Below are 14,681 nucleotides of genomic sequence, written 5' to 3' on the forward strand. Positions count from 1 at the left end.
TACGAGTTGAACGAATTAAATAGCGATCAATGTTGCAAATCGGTATTGCCAACAGTACACCATCGCGCCTCAATGGTATCTGCGGACAGATCAGCGCCACAGGCCCATTTAATAAAATAACCGCCATTAATGACTTTTGCGAATTCATTTTGGTTTTGAAGCGTTTCAAACGCTTCCTCGTGAAGGTAGGGGCCCACATCAAAATAAACAACACGACCATCCTAGGCAAGAACAGTCAATCCAGTTGGTTGTATCTTAAGTTCAGCGATTCTCATTGATCAAGCCCTTTAATTGAAAATGGTTTATGCCATGCACAGTTAAATCCGCGTCTGCAAGCAAGTAACAAGTAATCTCGATGGAGTGAAACGGAATCTAGGACATGGGGACGCCGATTATCCTCGATTCCACTTCGTTACTTCGAGGCTACTTGCTACTTGCTACTTGCTCCCGCATCAAAAGCGTAGGCCGAAATAAGACCGCCCAAGCGTAGCGCTCATCGTTATACACAAATATACCGGTAACTCGTCATACCCCCGGGAAGCGGATATCCAGTGCCATGGATGGCGAACTGTATACTTTCATGTAGCCTGGATTCATGCGGGGCTTTCCTGCTCCGCACCCCAAGGGGTAAATGCCAATCCGCTCCTGGCGGATTGGTCCGGCACAAATCTGTCTGGAACAGATTTGCATCCACCCGAAGGGCTCCGGGCAGGATAGCCCGGAGTGAATCCCTGACCGAGGCAGGCTCTGGCGGAATGACGGGTCTGAACAAAATTGTGTATAACGATTAGCGCTCCAGCGTGAGAACGATAAAATTAACCACGGAATTAGGCCACTTTAGTCTGGTAATGCAATTGGTGTTGCTCAGCCAGTTTCCGATGAATATTGCCAGGACTTAATTCCAAGCCATTAGGCCAACATAAGGCTCCAAGTTCCAAAAAGAATTGTTTAAGGTACACATCATCATTTAATGCCATAACCAATTCCGTTTGTCGGTCAATTAATGGCTGCAAATCATAATCGCCAAAGGAATTATCAGAAAAGTACAAGCGCAAAATTCTTTGTTGTACATAATGTGCTTGAATAATTTTAATCATTATCAGCTCCTGCGATACGTTGTAATGGTTTTAACTCAAGGGCATATTGCCAATCTATTAACAATTCCTGCTTATGTTCTGTTGCCCATTCGCGTACCAATTTAATGGCCTTGCTAGGTAGTGTTCCCGCTAAAAGCTCACCGCTTTCAATCGCCATTAATGCTTGATGCCCTTGATATTCCACGTGAAAATGTGGAGGATTATGATCATCATGGTACATCCGAATATAAATGCCAAAAAAATAGGAAATTATGGGCATTTTATTGATACGTTAATGTTTAGAATACATAAGGTCACAAGCTTGTTTAACCTCGGCCAAAATTGAAATGTTGGGTTGCAAAAAGCGGCAACCTATGCCCTACTTGGCTTTTTGGTGTTACTTTGTTTTTTTAGAGTTTCTTTTTTAGCAAGTAAGTAGCGAGTAGCCTGGATGGAGCTTTGCGGAATCCAGGATTTTGTGGCACTGATTATCCCGTATTTCGTTACCTTTCATACAGGCTACTTGCTGCTTCTATCGAATGACGATAGATATCGCTGAATCGTTTATCAAATTTGCCACCGGAATCAAATGGCTGAATTACAAACATATAGGCATTATGAATCCTTAGATGTACTGTAATAAATCAACTTAATCAATCCAAGCCTTCCATAATCTCATCACTGATATCCGCATTGGAATACACAGCCTGCACATCGTCCAGATCTTCCAGGCGGTCTATTAGGCGCATCATTTTTTCTGCACTTTCAGCATCCAGTTCGGTCATGGTTGCGGCCTGCATGGTCACTTCGGCATTGTCCGGTTCAAAGCCTGCTGCAATCAGGGCTTCTTTTACGGCCAGGTAATTTTCCGGCGTCGTCATGACGTCAACAGAGCCGTCATCGTTGCTGATGATATCCTCGGCGCCCGCTTCCAGCGCGGCTTCCATCAGAGCATCCTCGTCAACGGAAGGGGCATAACTGAGCATGCCTACCTTGCTGAATAGATAGGCGACCGAACCGTCAGTGCCTAGATTACCGCCGGCCTTGGTGAAGGCATGGCGCACTTCGCCGACGGTGCGGTTGCGGTTATCGGTTAAACAATCCACTATCACCGCCGTACCGCCAGGGCCATAGCCTTCGTAGCGGATATTTTCATAATTAACGCCTTCCAGCGCGCCGGAGGCTTTTTTGATGGCGTTATCGATAGTGTCGCGGCGCATATTTGCGCCCAAGGCTTTATCAATTGCGGTGCGTAAAGCCGGGTTACTGGCCGCATCGGCTCCGCCGCTTTTTACGGCGACGGTAATTTCGCGCAACATTTTGGTAAATATTTTGCCTCGCATTGCATCCTGCCCGGCCTTGCGATGCTTGATATTAGCCCATTTACTGTGTCCAGCCATTTTCTCTCTCTAGCAACAATTAAAATTTGCAGATTTTAACATTCTGACCCGCGCAATTCGATACAACCTTATAAAATATAGGCCAAAACTGAAACCAACGAGGGCCCGGACGTATAAAAATCGGCCAGGTCACGCACAACCGGCCTGTCAATGACGCCGCCAAAACCGATGACGCAGGCTCCGGCTTGCCTGGCTTCCATATCCGTCTTGCCGTCGCCTATCATAACCAGCGATCCTTGGGATTTAATCAGCCGCCTGCAAATCTCGGCTTTTCCACCTGTTTTGGACAAGGGTGAACTTTGCTCATAATTTTGATAGCTGCCGTCCTTATTGAAATAAATATCGACGGCATGAACATGATTTTCAGGCAGCCCTAAATGCTTCGCCAATGGCAGGATAGCCTGTAAGAGGCCTCCGCTGATAATATGCACCTCTTTATTTTGCAAGGCCAAGGCAGTAAATACGTCTTTGACTCCGTCAACTACCTCTTCAATATACAAGCCGGCCAGCCAGTCAATACTGTCGCTATCCGGCCTGATCAGCGCCAGCCGCTGTTCATAGACCGCCTCCAGCGGAACCAGTCCGTTCATCGCCGCATCTGTCAGTCTGGACATTTCCTCGCCCATGCCGGCCCGTCTTGCGAGTTCGTCTATGCCTTCTATTTTGCTTAACGTACTGTCGCAATCAAAACAGATAACTTCAAAACTCACAGGTTAATCTGGGTAGCCTTATGCACGGCAGGTATGCCGCACAAGTGCTGCAATAAAGTCTCGGTCAAAGGCTCGGAAACGCTGATAACCGCCATCGCCTGCTGCTGATTATCGGCCATACCGACCTGCATCCTCGAAATATTGATGTCCGCATTGCCCAGCACTGCGCTGATTGCCGATATTACGCCCGGTTTATCATCATGCCGGGTCACTAATAAAGTGCCTTCAGGCACCACTTCAATAGCAAACTGATCTATGGAAACCAGGCGGGGATGGCAGCCGCCCAGCAAAGTGCCGTCCAGAGCAATGGTATGATCCGCGCAATGGCCGATCACCCTGATTAATGACAGATAATCGTGCGTTTCCTCCGTCCGGGATTCAATCAGCGAAATCCCCTGGCGCTTGGCAATGTTTTCCGCGTTAACGCGGTTTACCGGTGTCGAAAACTGGCCGCTTAGCACGCCTATCAGCGCCGCCACCGATATGGGCCGCGCTTCAACTTCCGCCGCCCTGCCGAACAGCGCAACTTCCAGTTTTTCCAGCGGCTTGGTCGCAAGACCGACCAGCACTTTGCCCAGAATAGTGGACAGGTTCATAAACTCATGCGATTTCTTTAATTCTTCGGCGGACAGACGGGGCAGATTCAACGCATTAACGGCTTCGCCGGTCTTCAGGAAAGTAACGGCCTGTCTGGCGATTTCCACGCTGACCGCTACCTGCGCTTCACTGGTCGATGCGCCCAGATGCGGCGTAAAAACAATATTGTCCAGCTCCAGCAAAGGCGAGTTCGCCGGCGGCTCATTTTCATAAACGTCCAGAGCCGCACCGGCGCAACGCCCGCTCTTCAAGGCGTCATACAAAGCCGCTTCATCAATCAAACCGCCTCTGGCGCAGTTAATTATCATGGCTTCTTTTTTCATCATGGCAAACTGGCTCGCGCCGATAATATTGCGGGTTTTTTCAATTAACGGACAGTGCAGGGTAAGATAATCCGCCCGCATCACCAAGCCATCCAGACTTACTGACTTGACGCCCAGGTCTTCAAATATTTCCGGCGCCACAAACGGGTCATAAGCAATCACCTGCATTTTCAAGCCTAAACCGCGCTGCGCGACAATTCGCCCGATCGTGCCAAAACCGAGTATGGCCAGTGTTTTATGGGCGACTTCAGAACCCATAAGCCTGGAGCGCTCCCATTTACCGGCGCGAACCGAACGGTCAGCCTTGGGCAAATGGCGGCTCAGTGACATCATATGAGCGATGGCCAGTTCAGCCGTCGTGGTCGCATTCGCATCGGGCGTATTCATGACAATAATGCCCAGCTCGGTTGCCACGGGGATATCGACGTTATCAACGCCGATGCCGGCGCGGCCGATCAGCTTTAAACGCTTTGCCGCCTGTAAAACGTTGGGAGTGACCTTGGTGTCGCTGCGAATCAATAAGGCATCGTAATCGCCGATAATCTTGCAGAGTCCCTCCTCATTAAGCCCCGTCTCGATATGTATTTGAATACCGGGCTGCTCGTTTAGATAATTGATGCCGGCTTCTGCCAGCTTGTCGGAAATAAGAATTTTTTTCATGAATAGTTTGGTTAAAACGCTGCGAGTTAAAAAAACCTATAGCTTAACAGCTTTGCTATAATCCCGGTATTATCAATGTGATATAAATCTCATCCGGAACATGCATTTTTTTTAGCCCGCTGGGGAATGAAATGTCGGCTTTAAGACGCTTTAAAATCAGATTAAACCAATGACGCTCAGGAAACGGATAGCCGGTTTAGTATTTCTGCTGCTGATTTCCACTGCACTCTGGATAGGCTTCAGCAAACTTTTCACATCCACACCGCGGGTTACTTTCACCACCATTACGGGAAAAAAAATCAGTTTAAACGATTTGCGCGGCAAACCGGTTATAGTCACATTCTGGGCAACTGACTGCCCCGGCTGTATCAGGGAAATACCGCACCTGATTGATCTGTATAGCCGATATCATGCCCTGGGCCTTGAAATCATAGCTGTGGCGATGTACTACGATCCGCCGAGTCATGTCGTAGCCATGAGCAGGGACCAGCAACTGCCTTATGATGTGGCCCTGGACTTAAAATCCGAACATGCCAGGGCATTCGGCGATGTCAGGCTTACGCCCACTACATTTTTGATCGCTTCTGACGGTTCGATTGCCCTGCAAAAAATCGGCGCTTTTGAGCCGGCAGACATGAAAACCCGTATTGAAAAACTTTTGAAAGGATAGCGCATGCTCTGGTTGAAAGCTTTTCACTTAATATTTATGGTCACCTGGTTTGCAGGTCTGTTTTATTTGCCGCGCCTGTATGTTTATCATGCCCAAAGCAGCGATGAAATCAGCAATGAGCGCTTTAAAGTCATGGAGCGCAAACTGTTTTTCGGCATTATGACGCCAGGGATGTTGCTTACATTCCTGTTCGGCATCTGGATGCTCGCTGATTATGCCTGGGACATTTACTCCGCCAGCGGCTGGCTGCATGCAAAACTGGCTCTGCTGGCATTGTTGCTGGTCTATCACTATTACTGCGGCCGCTGGCTTTTTGATTTTAAACGCGACCGCAACCGGCACAACCATGTTTTTTACCGCTGGATGAATGAAGTGCCGGTTTTATTTTTAGTTGGCATTGTCATTCTGGCGGTGGTTAAGCCTTTTTAAACTACCTCTTTCCCCGCTTTCAAAAAAAAGGAACTATCAAAAGACTTTTATCCAAGTCCATTTCAACTGCTACAATTCGCTAATTTCAACCACTGAAGAATTTAAAAAATGGATGTAATTCAGCGTATTGCCGAAGAGCTATCGGTTAGCAGTAAACAGGTCAGCGCAGCCGTGGCCTTGCTGGATGAAGGCGCTACAGTGCCATTTATCTCCCGTTATCGCAAGGAAGCGACCGGCGGTCTGGATGATACGCAGCTAAGGCTGTTGGACGACCGTCTGGGTTATTTACGCGAACTTAACGAGCGCCGTAAAACCATTCTGGAAAGCATCAGCGAGCAAGGCAAGCTAACACCCGACCTGGAAAAAGCCATTAACGAGGCCGATACCAAAACCCTGCTGGAAGATTTATATTTACCCTACAAACCCAAGCGCCGCACCAAAGCGCAAATTGCCCGGGAAGGAGGGCTTGAACCGCTCGCGGACGCCTTGTTGGAAAATCGCAACCTGATCCCGGAACATATTGCCGCGAACTTTATTGACCTGGAAAAAGGCGTGTCCGATGTTGCCGCCGCCCTGGAGGGTGCGCGGCAAATCATTATGGAACGGATTTCCGAGAATGCGGAGCTGCTGGCTGAACTGCGCGAACGCATCTGGCAAAAAGGCATTGTTCATGCCGTGGTTGTAAGCGGCAAGGAACAGGCGGCCGAAAAATTCAAGGATTATTTCGATTATCAGGAAGCCATCAACCAAATCCCCTCGCACCGGGCTTTAGCTCTGTTTCGCGGCCGCAATGAAGGCTTATTGACATTATCGCTTAAACCCGGCGCCGAAGAAAAAGACGAGCATGACCTTTGCGCCCGCTTCGTTGCGCGCCATCTTGAAATCACAGACACAGCAAAACCGGCCAATGTCTGGCTGACGGAAACGGCACGTTTCGCCTGGAAAGTCAAGCTGTTTACGCGTATTGACCTGGATTTAAAACTCCGGCTGCGAGAAGCGGCCGAACAGGAAGCCATCCGGGTTTTTGCCAGCAATTTAAAAGATTTGCTGCTGGCCGCACCGGCGGGGCCGAAAGCCACCATGGGCCTTGACCCCGGCATACGCACCGGCGTCAAAGTCGCCATTGTTGATCCTACCGGAAAATTGTTGGCTACCGATACCATTTATCCGCACCCGCCGCGCAAGCAATGGGACGAATCGATTGCCACTCTCGCAAAACTCATACAACTTCATCACGTTGACCTGGTCAGCATAGGCAACGGCACAGCTTCCAGGGAAACCGATCAACTGGTGGCCGATGTCATGAAGCGGCACAGCGAACTCAAGGTTAGCAAAATTACGGTTTCAGAAGCGGGCGCCTCGGTTTATTCTGCATCGGAACTTGCTTCGAAAGAATTCCCCGGCCTGGATGTTTCGTTGCGCGGCGCCGTTTCAATCGCCAGGCGCTTGCAGGATCCCTTAGCCGAACTGGTTAAAATTGATCCCAAGTCCATAGGCGTGGGCCAGTATCAGCACGATGTCAATCAGGTTCAGCTGGCCCGCGGTCTTGATGCCGCCGTCGAAGATTGTGTCAATGCCGTCGGCGTTGATGTCAATACGGCCTCAGTGGCTTTACTGAAACAGGTGTCGGGATTATCAGCCGGCGTCAGTGAAAATATTGTTGCCTTCCGCAATGAGAACGGCCCGTTTGTTAACCGCAGGCAATTGAAAAAAGTGCCCCGACTGGGTGATAAGGCCTATGAACAGGCCGCGGGATTCCTGCGCATCATGAATGGCGACAATCCGCTGGATGCATCTTCAGTTCATCCCGAGGCTTATCCCGTTGTTGAAGCCATTATAGCCGGCACCGGAAAATCCATCCGCGACCTTATCGGCCAACGCAGCTTTTTACGCAACCTGAACCCTGTCCATTACACCAATGACATTTTCGGCCTGCCCACGGTCACCGATATTCTGCAGGAACTGGAAAAGCCTGGACGCGATCCGCGCCCGGAATTTAAAAGCGTACAGTTCAAGGCAGGCATTGAGAAAATTACCGATCTTGAACCGGGGATGACGCTCGACGGCGTGGTCACCAATGTCGCCAACTTCGGCGCTTTTGTTGATATTGGCGTGCATCAGGATGGCCTGGTGCATATTTCCCACCTGTCGGATACTTTTATCAAGGATCCGCGCGAGGCCGTTAAAACCGGCGACATGGTCAAGGTAAAAGTGCTGGAGGTTGATGTCGAACGCAAGCGCATCTCCTTGACCATGAAGACTGCGGCTGATTTAGCGGCTTCCGGGCCCGCGCGGAATAATCAAAAACCGGTAAAAACGCCAAAACAGCAGGCTCCGCGTCAAGGTTCACTGGCTGACGCCTTCGCCAGGGCGCTGAAAAAATAATTTAAAAAAGCTCTGCTATACTGGATTTATTATCCAATAATCGCAGGATTTGAGATGACCCAATTTATCCGTTTTTTTATTTCTTTTCTTTTCACTGGCGTATTGAGCGTCCATGCGCCTATGACTCAAGCCGATATGCAGCAGCAAGGTTATGGCGATACGGCCTATACGCCAGTCATTCAAGCGGATGAACCGCAACAACAAATCAGTTATGGCCGCAAAATTGGAAAAAAAGCCCTTAGCGGCTGGACTAACCTGAGTTTGGGCTGGCTGGAAATTCCTAAAAATATCATTAACACCACCAATCAAAGCAACTTCTTTTACGGCGTATTCGGCGGCTTCCTGAAAGGCATAGTGAACACCTTGGGGCGCACGAGCGTCGGCATCGTTGATTTAATTACCTTCCCCCTGCCTACCAAGCCGATTGCCCGCCCTTTGTTTATCTGGGATGATTTTGACGCCGACACTACTTATGGCGAGGTATTTCGCCTGAACAAAAACCAGCCCTAGACCCAGTTCGCCCTGCGGATATAAACTGACTCAGGACGCTTTTCTCAATTCACCCATGCCGTTGGGTTTTTTAACCACTTGCAGCTGCACTTTAAAGCGTTTTTGTACAGCTTCCACATGGGAAATAACGCCCACGGTTTTCCCGTGCGTATGCAGGCTTTCCAGGGTGCTGATGACGGTATAAAGCGTTTCCGCATCCAGATTGCCGAAGCCTTCATCCAGGAACAGCGAATCTATGGGCTCGCCGCTATTTGCCAATTCCGAAAGCCCCAGGGCCAGTGCCAGACTTACCACGAAACTCTCTCCGCCCGATAACGTCTTGGGCAAACGGCGGACATTGCCCTGATAAGTATCTTCGATTTCCAGCGCCAGACCCTGCTCGCTAGGCATCTGCCTGATGTAGTAACGGCCGCTGATTTTTTCGAGTACCGCATTGGTTTGAGCCAGCAACTGATCGGCAACCTTGCCCTGAACCCGCCGGCGAAAACCCATGCCGCTTTCTGCCGCCATCTGAGCTGCTTCAGCGCTGTATTGCCGGGTTACAATTTCCTGAGTTTGGAACTGAGAAAAGACCGCATCATATTTTTGCCGCAATTGTTTTTGATCATTTAAAAGACTTTCCAGACGCCGGGCTTCGAGATTTGCTATATCCATTTTTTCTGCCAGAGTCCTTGATTGAACCTCTATTTCTTCAGGGTTTAATTCCGAAGTTATAGACGCACTTTCGGCTTCCAACTGCGCCTGACTTTTTTCCAGCGCGGTCATTTCAAGCATGACAGCCTGCTCCAATTCAGCCTGACTCTCTTCCAGTTCAGTCTGGCCTTGCAACAATTCCAGAGCTTCGCTGAGCCTGGTCATCGTGGTGAATTGAGTTGCCTGCAATTTTTCCTGCAAGGCCTGCTGCAAGCTGTGAAGTTCCGTTTCCTGCTGATTAATAAGCTGTTCCTTATCGGCGATCAGTTTCTGTTTTTCAATCAGGGCCAGATGCAGACTTGCGGTTTCTTCGGATTGTAATTGACCGGCATAAACTTCCAGTTTGTCATTATCTGCCGTTATTTGAGTCCGGCAGCCTGACAGCTTTGCCTCCAATGCCTCCAGTTCCCCGATCAACGCTTGGCGGCGAAAAGCATAACTCTGGTAGTCCTGGCGGCGTCTGGTGAGCTGCTCATGCAGGGCGTCTTCCTGACTTTTAGCGGGCAGGCTTTCATCCAGCAAGGCCAGCTGTTCAATGATCTTGCCGGTCAGCTCTTTTTCTTCCTGCCGGCGCTGCGCTGTTGCCGCTTCAAGGTCTTGCTGTTCGTGAGCGCGCGCCTGCCATTCTGCATCCAGCTTCTGAATGTTTGTTTGCAGTTGTTCGGCAGCGGCTTCACTGTGGGCGATTAACAGCTTTAGCTTTTCTATACTGCCTTGCTTGCGGCGGTATTTTGCCGATAAGCCGGCAATATTTTTTAATTCATCGGCCTCAGCTCGCAGCAGCCGTTTCATTAATCCGATATTTTTAATATCCAGATTATTGCTTGCTGCATTGAGACGATTACACAAGCTTAACCACTCAGACCTGATCTGTTGAAGCAAAGCTTGATTAGCCTTGTGTCTCTCAGTCTGCTTTTGCGCCACGGCAAGTTTGCGGCCAGTGAGATCAATAGCAATTATTAAAGAGTGTATTTTGTTCTGCTGATCCGCCAGGGCCTGTTGGGAGTTAGTCAAAGCCGGAGGACGTTTTGCATAAGGATGCTGCAAAGCGCCGCATAATGGACACGGCTTTCCATCCACAAGATGCAGTCTGTCCGCCGCCATTTTTTTCACTAACGATTCACGGAAAGCAGATTCCTCCAAAATGCTTTTAATATTTTCCTCGCGTTTTATTTCCTGTTTTAATTTTTCAAGCGCAAGGCTCAGTTCTTCTACATTATGTTCCGGTTCATTTTTATTGAAGAAAGCGCCGAAAAATCCAGAGCCTCCTTGAGTCAGCTTCCTGTTCGCTTGAGCCAGCTGGTTCAAATCCTGAAAGGCTTTAACCCGCTCCTGCTGTTGCCCGTGCAGCTCTTCAATTTCCTCCGGATTATGGCCCTGAGCGATTAACTCCAGGCCATTTTCAGCAAGCTGTAATTGGCGTTTTGATTCGGCAACTTTTTTGTGTTGCTTCTCCATCGCTGATTTATTATTTTTCAGCGCCGAAGAAACATTTTTTGACCACTTGGCAAAAGCTTTCTGTTTTTCGGTTAAATCAACCAGATCCGCCCTGAGTTTTTTTAATTTTTCTGTTTCAGGAAAGTTTGCCAGCAGGGATTCATCAGCTGAATGCTCCTCAAGCCAGCGGCTTGCGGTGATAAGGGCCGACTTCTTTTCCGTTTGCTGCATTGCCAGGGACTGCGACAAGTCAGATTCTGACTGCCGATGCACCATAAGCTGAGCCATCTGGGCCCTGATGCTGTCAATGGTTTGCTTTTGCTCGGCAAGCGATTTATCCGTCGGGCCTGACACGCCGTTTGCCTTGCTATCGGAGTTAGCAATCATTTCTTCCAACTGCCTAAGCTCGCTCTTGAAAGCTGCCAGCGTCGCTTTGCCCTGCTCAATTTCCTGATTTTTTTCCGTTACAGTTTTCAGCTCATCCTTGAAAATTAATGCCCCTTCAGAAACCGCTATTTCATCCAGTTTTTTTTGTTTATTTTCTACCTGGGCTTTGGCTTCGCTAAGTTTTTTTTCCTGCGCGGCAATCCCGCTTTGTAGCGCCGCTATTTTTTTCAGCGCGGATTGCTGTTGCTCGAAATGGTTTTGCTCATCCCGCAGATCTTCATACTGGTCTTTAAAATCGGCTAAATCCTCGGCCATGGCTTCCAGTTTTTCTTGCTCCATTATCGGAATGGCTGCTAAATCCTGTTTTAACTGCTCCAGCCGCAACTGTGCTTTATCGGCTTTTTCAGTTACTTCCTTTTTATAATCCGCATAAATATCACCGCTGATAATTTTTTCCAGTATGTCCATGCGTTCACTGTCCAAGGCATTAAGAAAAGCCGCAAAATCTCCTTGCGCCAACATAATCGAGCGCGTGAAGTTACGGAAATTCATGCCGGTAAGCTCGGTAATTTTTGCACGCACCCGCTGCGGAGCAGTCGCTAGCACTTCCTCGCTGCCATTTAAACGAATCAATTTCATTTCCAAAGGCAGGATTTCACCGCCCGGATTATTATCTGCACGCTGTGCATGCCAGCTTGAGCGGTATTTTTCCTGATCCAGAGAAAACTCAAGCTCTGAAAAACAGTCGGCGGTATGTTTGGTCATCACATGCCCGGCAGGCCGGTCAAAGCGAAAAGTCTCGCCATATAAAGCCAGCGTGATGGCATCCAGTATGCTGGATTTGCCGGAACCGTTCGGACCTGTAATTGCGAAAACCCCACTATCTGAAAACGGCGATTGCTCGAAGTCAATGCGATTCTCGCCTTCTAATGAATTGATATTTTTAAAATAAATATTAAGAATTTTCATACAGTGACAATTCTGCAGGATAGACAGATGGGATTTTCAAATTTTTTCATTATAGCGCGGTCGGGCAATTTTTCCTCCTCTCTCAATGCGCAAGAAATTTGATAAGAAATTTAATCTGGGTAAGCAGGAAAAACGATTTAACTAGACACTGTCTGAATATGAATGATAGTAAGCGGGATATTTTTAAAGGTCTGCTAAGATGTCATGAGGAGGACTGTTAAATGTTCAAGACAATTTTACGCTGCTTAATAACACTACTGTTCAGGGTTGAAGTAAGCGGCCTTGATAATTATAAAAATGCCGGAAGTCGTGTTTTGATTATCGCCAATCACACCTCTTTTCTGGATCCGGTGCTGTTATGGCTATTCTTGCCGGATGACATTACCTTCGCCATCAATACCCAGATTGTCCAGCGCTGGTGGTTAAGGCCTTTTTTGGGATTATCCCATGTGTTCCCCATGGATCCCACTCATCCTATGTCCTTGAAAAACTTGCTTCATTATCTTCAACATGACACGCGAACGGTTATTTTTCCGGAAGGGCGCATCACGGTAACCGGATCTTTAATGAAAATTTATGACGGCACAGGCATGGTCGCCGACAGAGCTGAAGCCGCCATTTTGCCGATACGAATCGATGGCGCTCAATACACGCATTTTTCCCGATTGCGAAATATCGTTCGCTTGCGTTTTTTTCCCAAGATAACCCTTCAGATTTTGCCTTCTACGCATATTTCCGCTCCTTCTGAACTGAAAGGCAGAAACCGGCGCCAATACAGCGGACTGATGCTGGCCAATATTATGGATGATATGATGTTTGCGACCAGTCCTTACCGGCGCACCATTTTTGCGAGCCTGCTTCACGCCCGGTCAATACATGGCGGCAAACATACCGTTGCCGCTGACCTGGAGCAAAAGTCGCTAGCCTATGACACTTTAATTACCCGGACCATTGCCATCGGTAATGCGTTAAAAAAAATTACGGAAACTGGCGAGAATGTTGGTGTTTTTCTGCCTAATTCCACTAAAACCCTGTATGTGGTTTTGGGGTTACAGCTTTATGGCCGCGTACCGGCCATGTTGAATTATTCGATCGGTTCAGCCGGCATGGCAGCAGCCTGCCAAATCGCAGAGGTAAGAACGGTGTTAACGTCCAGGCGCTTTATAGAACTGGGTAAATTTAGCGAACAGGCCGATGATTTAAATAAACAAGTCAATCTGGTCTATCTGGAAGATCTGGCTGGAAAAATATTGCCGTTAGCCAAATTAAAGGCGCTCTTGCAAAGTAAAACCGCTGCTTACTGGTACAATCACAAGGAATACAGTCCGGATAGTCCTGCGGTAATTTTATTTACTTCCGGTTCCGAAGGCACGCCCAAAGGCGTGGTGCTGTCCCATGCCAATATTTTGGCCAACCACAAGCAAGTCGCGGCCCGTATCAGTTTTAATCCCCAGGATGTGGTGCTCAATTTTCTGCCCATGTTTCATTCCTTTGGCTTTACCGTCGGCACTCTGCTGCCTGTTCTCAATGGCATGACGACTTTCTTTTATCCGACGCCTTTGCATTACAGCGTTATTCCTGAAGTCGCTTATGAAATCAATGCCACTATCATGTTCGGCACCAATACTTTTTTAGCGGCTTACGGTAAAAAGGCGCATCCTTATGACTTTTACAGCATGCGCTATGTGGTAGCCGGCGCGGAAAAGCTTCAGGACAGTACGCGCGCGCTCTGGGCCGATAAATTCGGCATTCGCATTCTGGAGGGTTATGGCGCTACGGAAACAGCGCCAGTCGCGTCGGTTAATACTCCTATGAATTATAAAGCCGGTACTGTCGGGCGGCTCATGCCTCATATGAATTACCGATTGGAACCTGTTCCGGGCATTGACGATGCAGGGCAGCTCCATGTCAGCGGCCCCAATATCATGCTGGGTTATCTGTTGTCAGACCGCCCCGGCAAACTGGTTCCGCCTGAATCCCTCTATGGCAAAGGCTGGTATGACACGGGCGATATTGTGCATGTCGATGACGAAGGCTTTATCAGCATCCGCGGCCGCAGCAAGCGGTTCGCCAAAGTCAGCGGGGAAATGGTTTCATTAACGGCCGTGGAAGGCTATGCAGTAAAGGCCTGGCCAAATGCCCTGCATGCGGCAATAAGTCTGCCTGATGAAAAAAAAGGCGAAATGGTTGTTCTGGTTACGACGCAAAAACAAGCCACCCTTGGCGATTTGGCGGCTGCATCAAAAGGAGTGGCCTATATCAGTCTGCCCAAAAAAGTCCTGGTGGTTGATTCAATTCCGCTCATGGCTACGGGTAAAATCAATTACCCGGCCGTAACCGAGCTTGCCGCCGGCAAACTCTCGTTAGTCACTGCCACAGACTGAAGTTATATAATGGCCGCGGCGTTCCTGCTCCAGGCCCTATTCCAGAGATAT

At 48.7% G+C, this 14,681-nt stretch carries 11 protein-coding genes and 1 pseudogene; 5 read left to right on the plus strand and 7 right to left on the minus strand.

The features are described 5' to 3' along the window. Nucleotides 1-26 precede the first annotated feature (26 nt). The 6 genes and pseudogenes from HUX64_RS20300 to serA form a co-directional block, all read right to left on the minus strand. Nucleotides 27-209, minus strand: a pseudogene (locus tag HUX64_RS20300) (hypothetical protein); the annotation flags it as partial. Nucleotides 210-827: 618 nt separating this feature from the next. Then, entirely contained in the window at nt 828-1,097 is a 270-nt protein-coding gene (locus HUX64_RS00850; protein WP_174624350.1) for a DUF2442 domain-containing protein, read from the minus strand. After that, nucleotides 1,090-1,356, minus strand: coding sequence for a DUF4160 domain-containing protein (locus tag HUX64_RS00855; protein WP_174624351.1), 267 nt, complete (start codon nt 1,354-1,356; stop codon nt 1,090-1,092). Before HUX64_RS00855 ends, HUX64_RS00850 begins: the two co-directional genes overlap by 8 nt. Before the next feature lie 373 nt (nt 1,357-1,729). Further along, the gene (locus tag HUX64_RS00860; protein ID WP_174624352.1) at nt 1,730-2,476 is read right to left on the minus strand and encodes a YebC/PmpR family DNA-binding transcriptional regulator; all 747 of its coding nucleotides are present in this window, start codon (nt 2,474-2,476) and stop codon (nt 1,730-1,732) included. Between the two features lie 68 nt (nt 2,477-2,544). Beyond that, a complete protein-coding gene (locus HUX64_RS00865; protein ID WP_174624353.1) occupies nt 2,545-3,186 on the minus strand; it encodes an HAD-IB family phosphatase in 642 nt (213 codons plus the stop codon). Continuing rightward, nucleotides 3,183-4,766, minus strand: coding sequence for a phosphoglycerate dehydrogenase (serA, locus tag HUX64_RS00870; protein WP_174624354.1), 1,584 nt, complete (start codon nt 4,764-4,766; stop codon nt 3,183-3,185). The genes HUX64_RS00865 and serA overlap by 4 nt, the downstream gene beginning before the upstream one ends. A 169-nt stretch (nt 4,767-4,935) precedes the next feature. On the opposite strand from serA, the gene HUX64_RS00875 reads away from it, so the two are divergent. From HUX64_RS00875 to HUX64_RS00890, 4 genes are all read left to right on the plus strand, one after another. Beyond that, on the plus strand, nt 4,936-5,436 hold the full coding sequence (locus HUX64_RS00875) for a peroxiredoxin family protein (RefSeq protein ID WP_174624355.1): 501 nt from the start codon (nt 4,936-4,938) through the stop codon (nt 5,434-5,436). Nucleotides 5,437-5,439: 3 nt separating this feature from the next. Further along, complete coding sequence (gene hemJ, locus HUX64_RS00880) at nt 5,440-5,865, plus strand: protoporphyrinogen oxidase HemJ (RefSeq protein ID WP_174624356.1); 426 nt, start codon at nt 5,440-5,442, stop codon at nt 5,863-5,865. A gap of 108 nt (nt 5,866-5,973) precedes the next feature. Then, nucleotides 5,974-8,250: a Tex family protein gene (locus tag HUX64_RS00885; protein ID WP_174624357.1), complete on the plus strand. Its 2,277-nt coding sequence runs from the start codon at nt 5,974-5,976 to the stop codon at nt 8,248-8,250. Nucleotides 8,251-8,304: 54 nt separating this feature from the next. Beyond that, the gene (locus HUX64_RS00890) at nt 8,305-8,760 is read left to right on the plus strand and encodes an exosortase system-associated protein, TIGR04073 family (protein ID WP_174624358.1); all 456 of its coding nucleotides are present in this window, start codon (nt 8,305-8,307) and stop codon (nt 8,758-8,760) included. 30 nt (nt 8,761-8,790) lie between these two features. Here the strand turns inward: HUX64_RS00890 and HUX64_RS00895 are convergent, their stop codons facing one another. Then, entirely contained in the window at nt 8,791-12,246 is a 3,456-nt protein-coding gene (locus HUX64_RS00895) for an AAA family ATPase (RefSeq protein WP_174624359.1), read from the minus strand. A 221-nt stretch (nt 12,247-12,467) separates the two neighbouring features. Here HUX64_RS00895 and HUX64_RS00900 point away from each other — a divergent pair, with 221 nt between their 5' ends. Beyond that, nucleotides 12,468-14,630 (plus strand): AMP-binding protein, encoded by a 2,163-nt coding sequence (locus HUX64_RS00900; RefSeq protein WP_174624360.1) that lies wholly within the window; start codon nt 12,468-12,470, stop codon nt 14,628-14,630. Nucleotides 14,631-14,681: the final 51 nt, after the last annotated feature.

This window comes from Candidatus Methylobacter favarea, assembly GCF_902806695.1.
Taxonomy (GTDB): domain Bacteria; phylum Pseudomonadota; class Gammaproteobacteria; order Methylococcales; family Methylomonadaceae; genus Methylobacter_B; species Methylobacter_B favarea.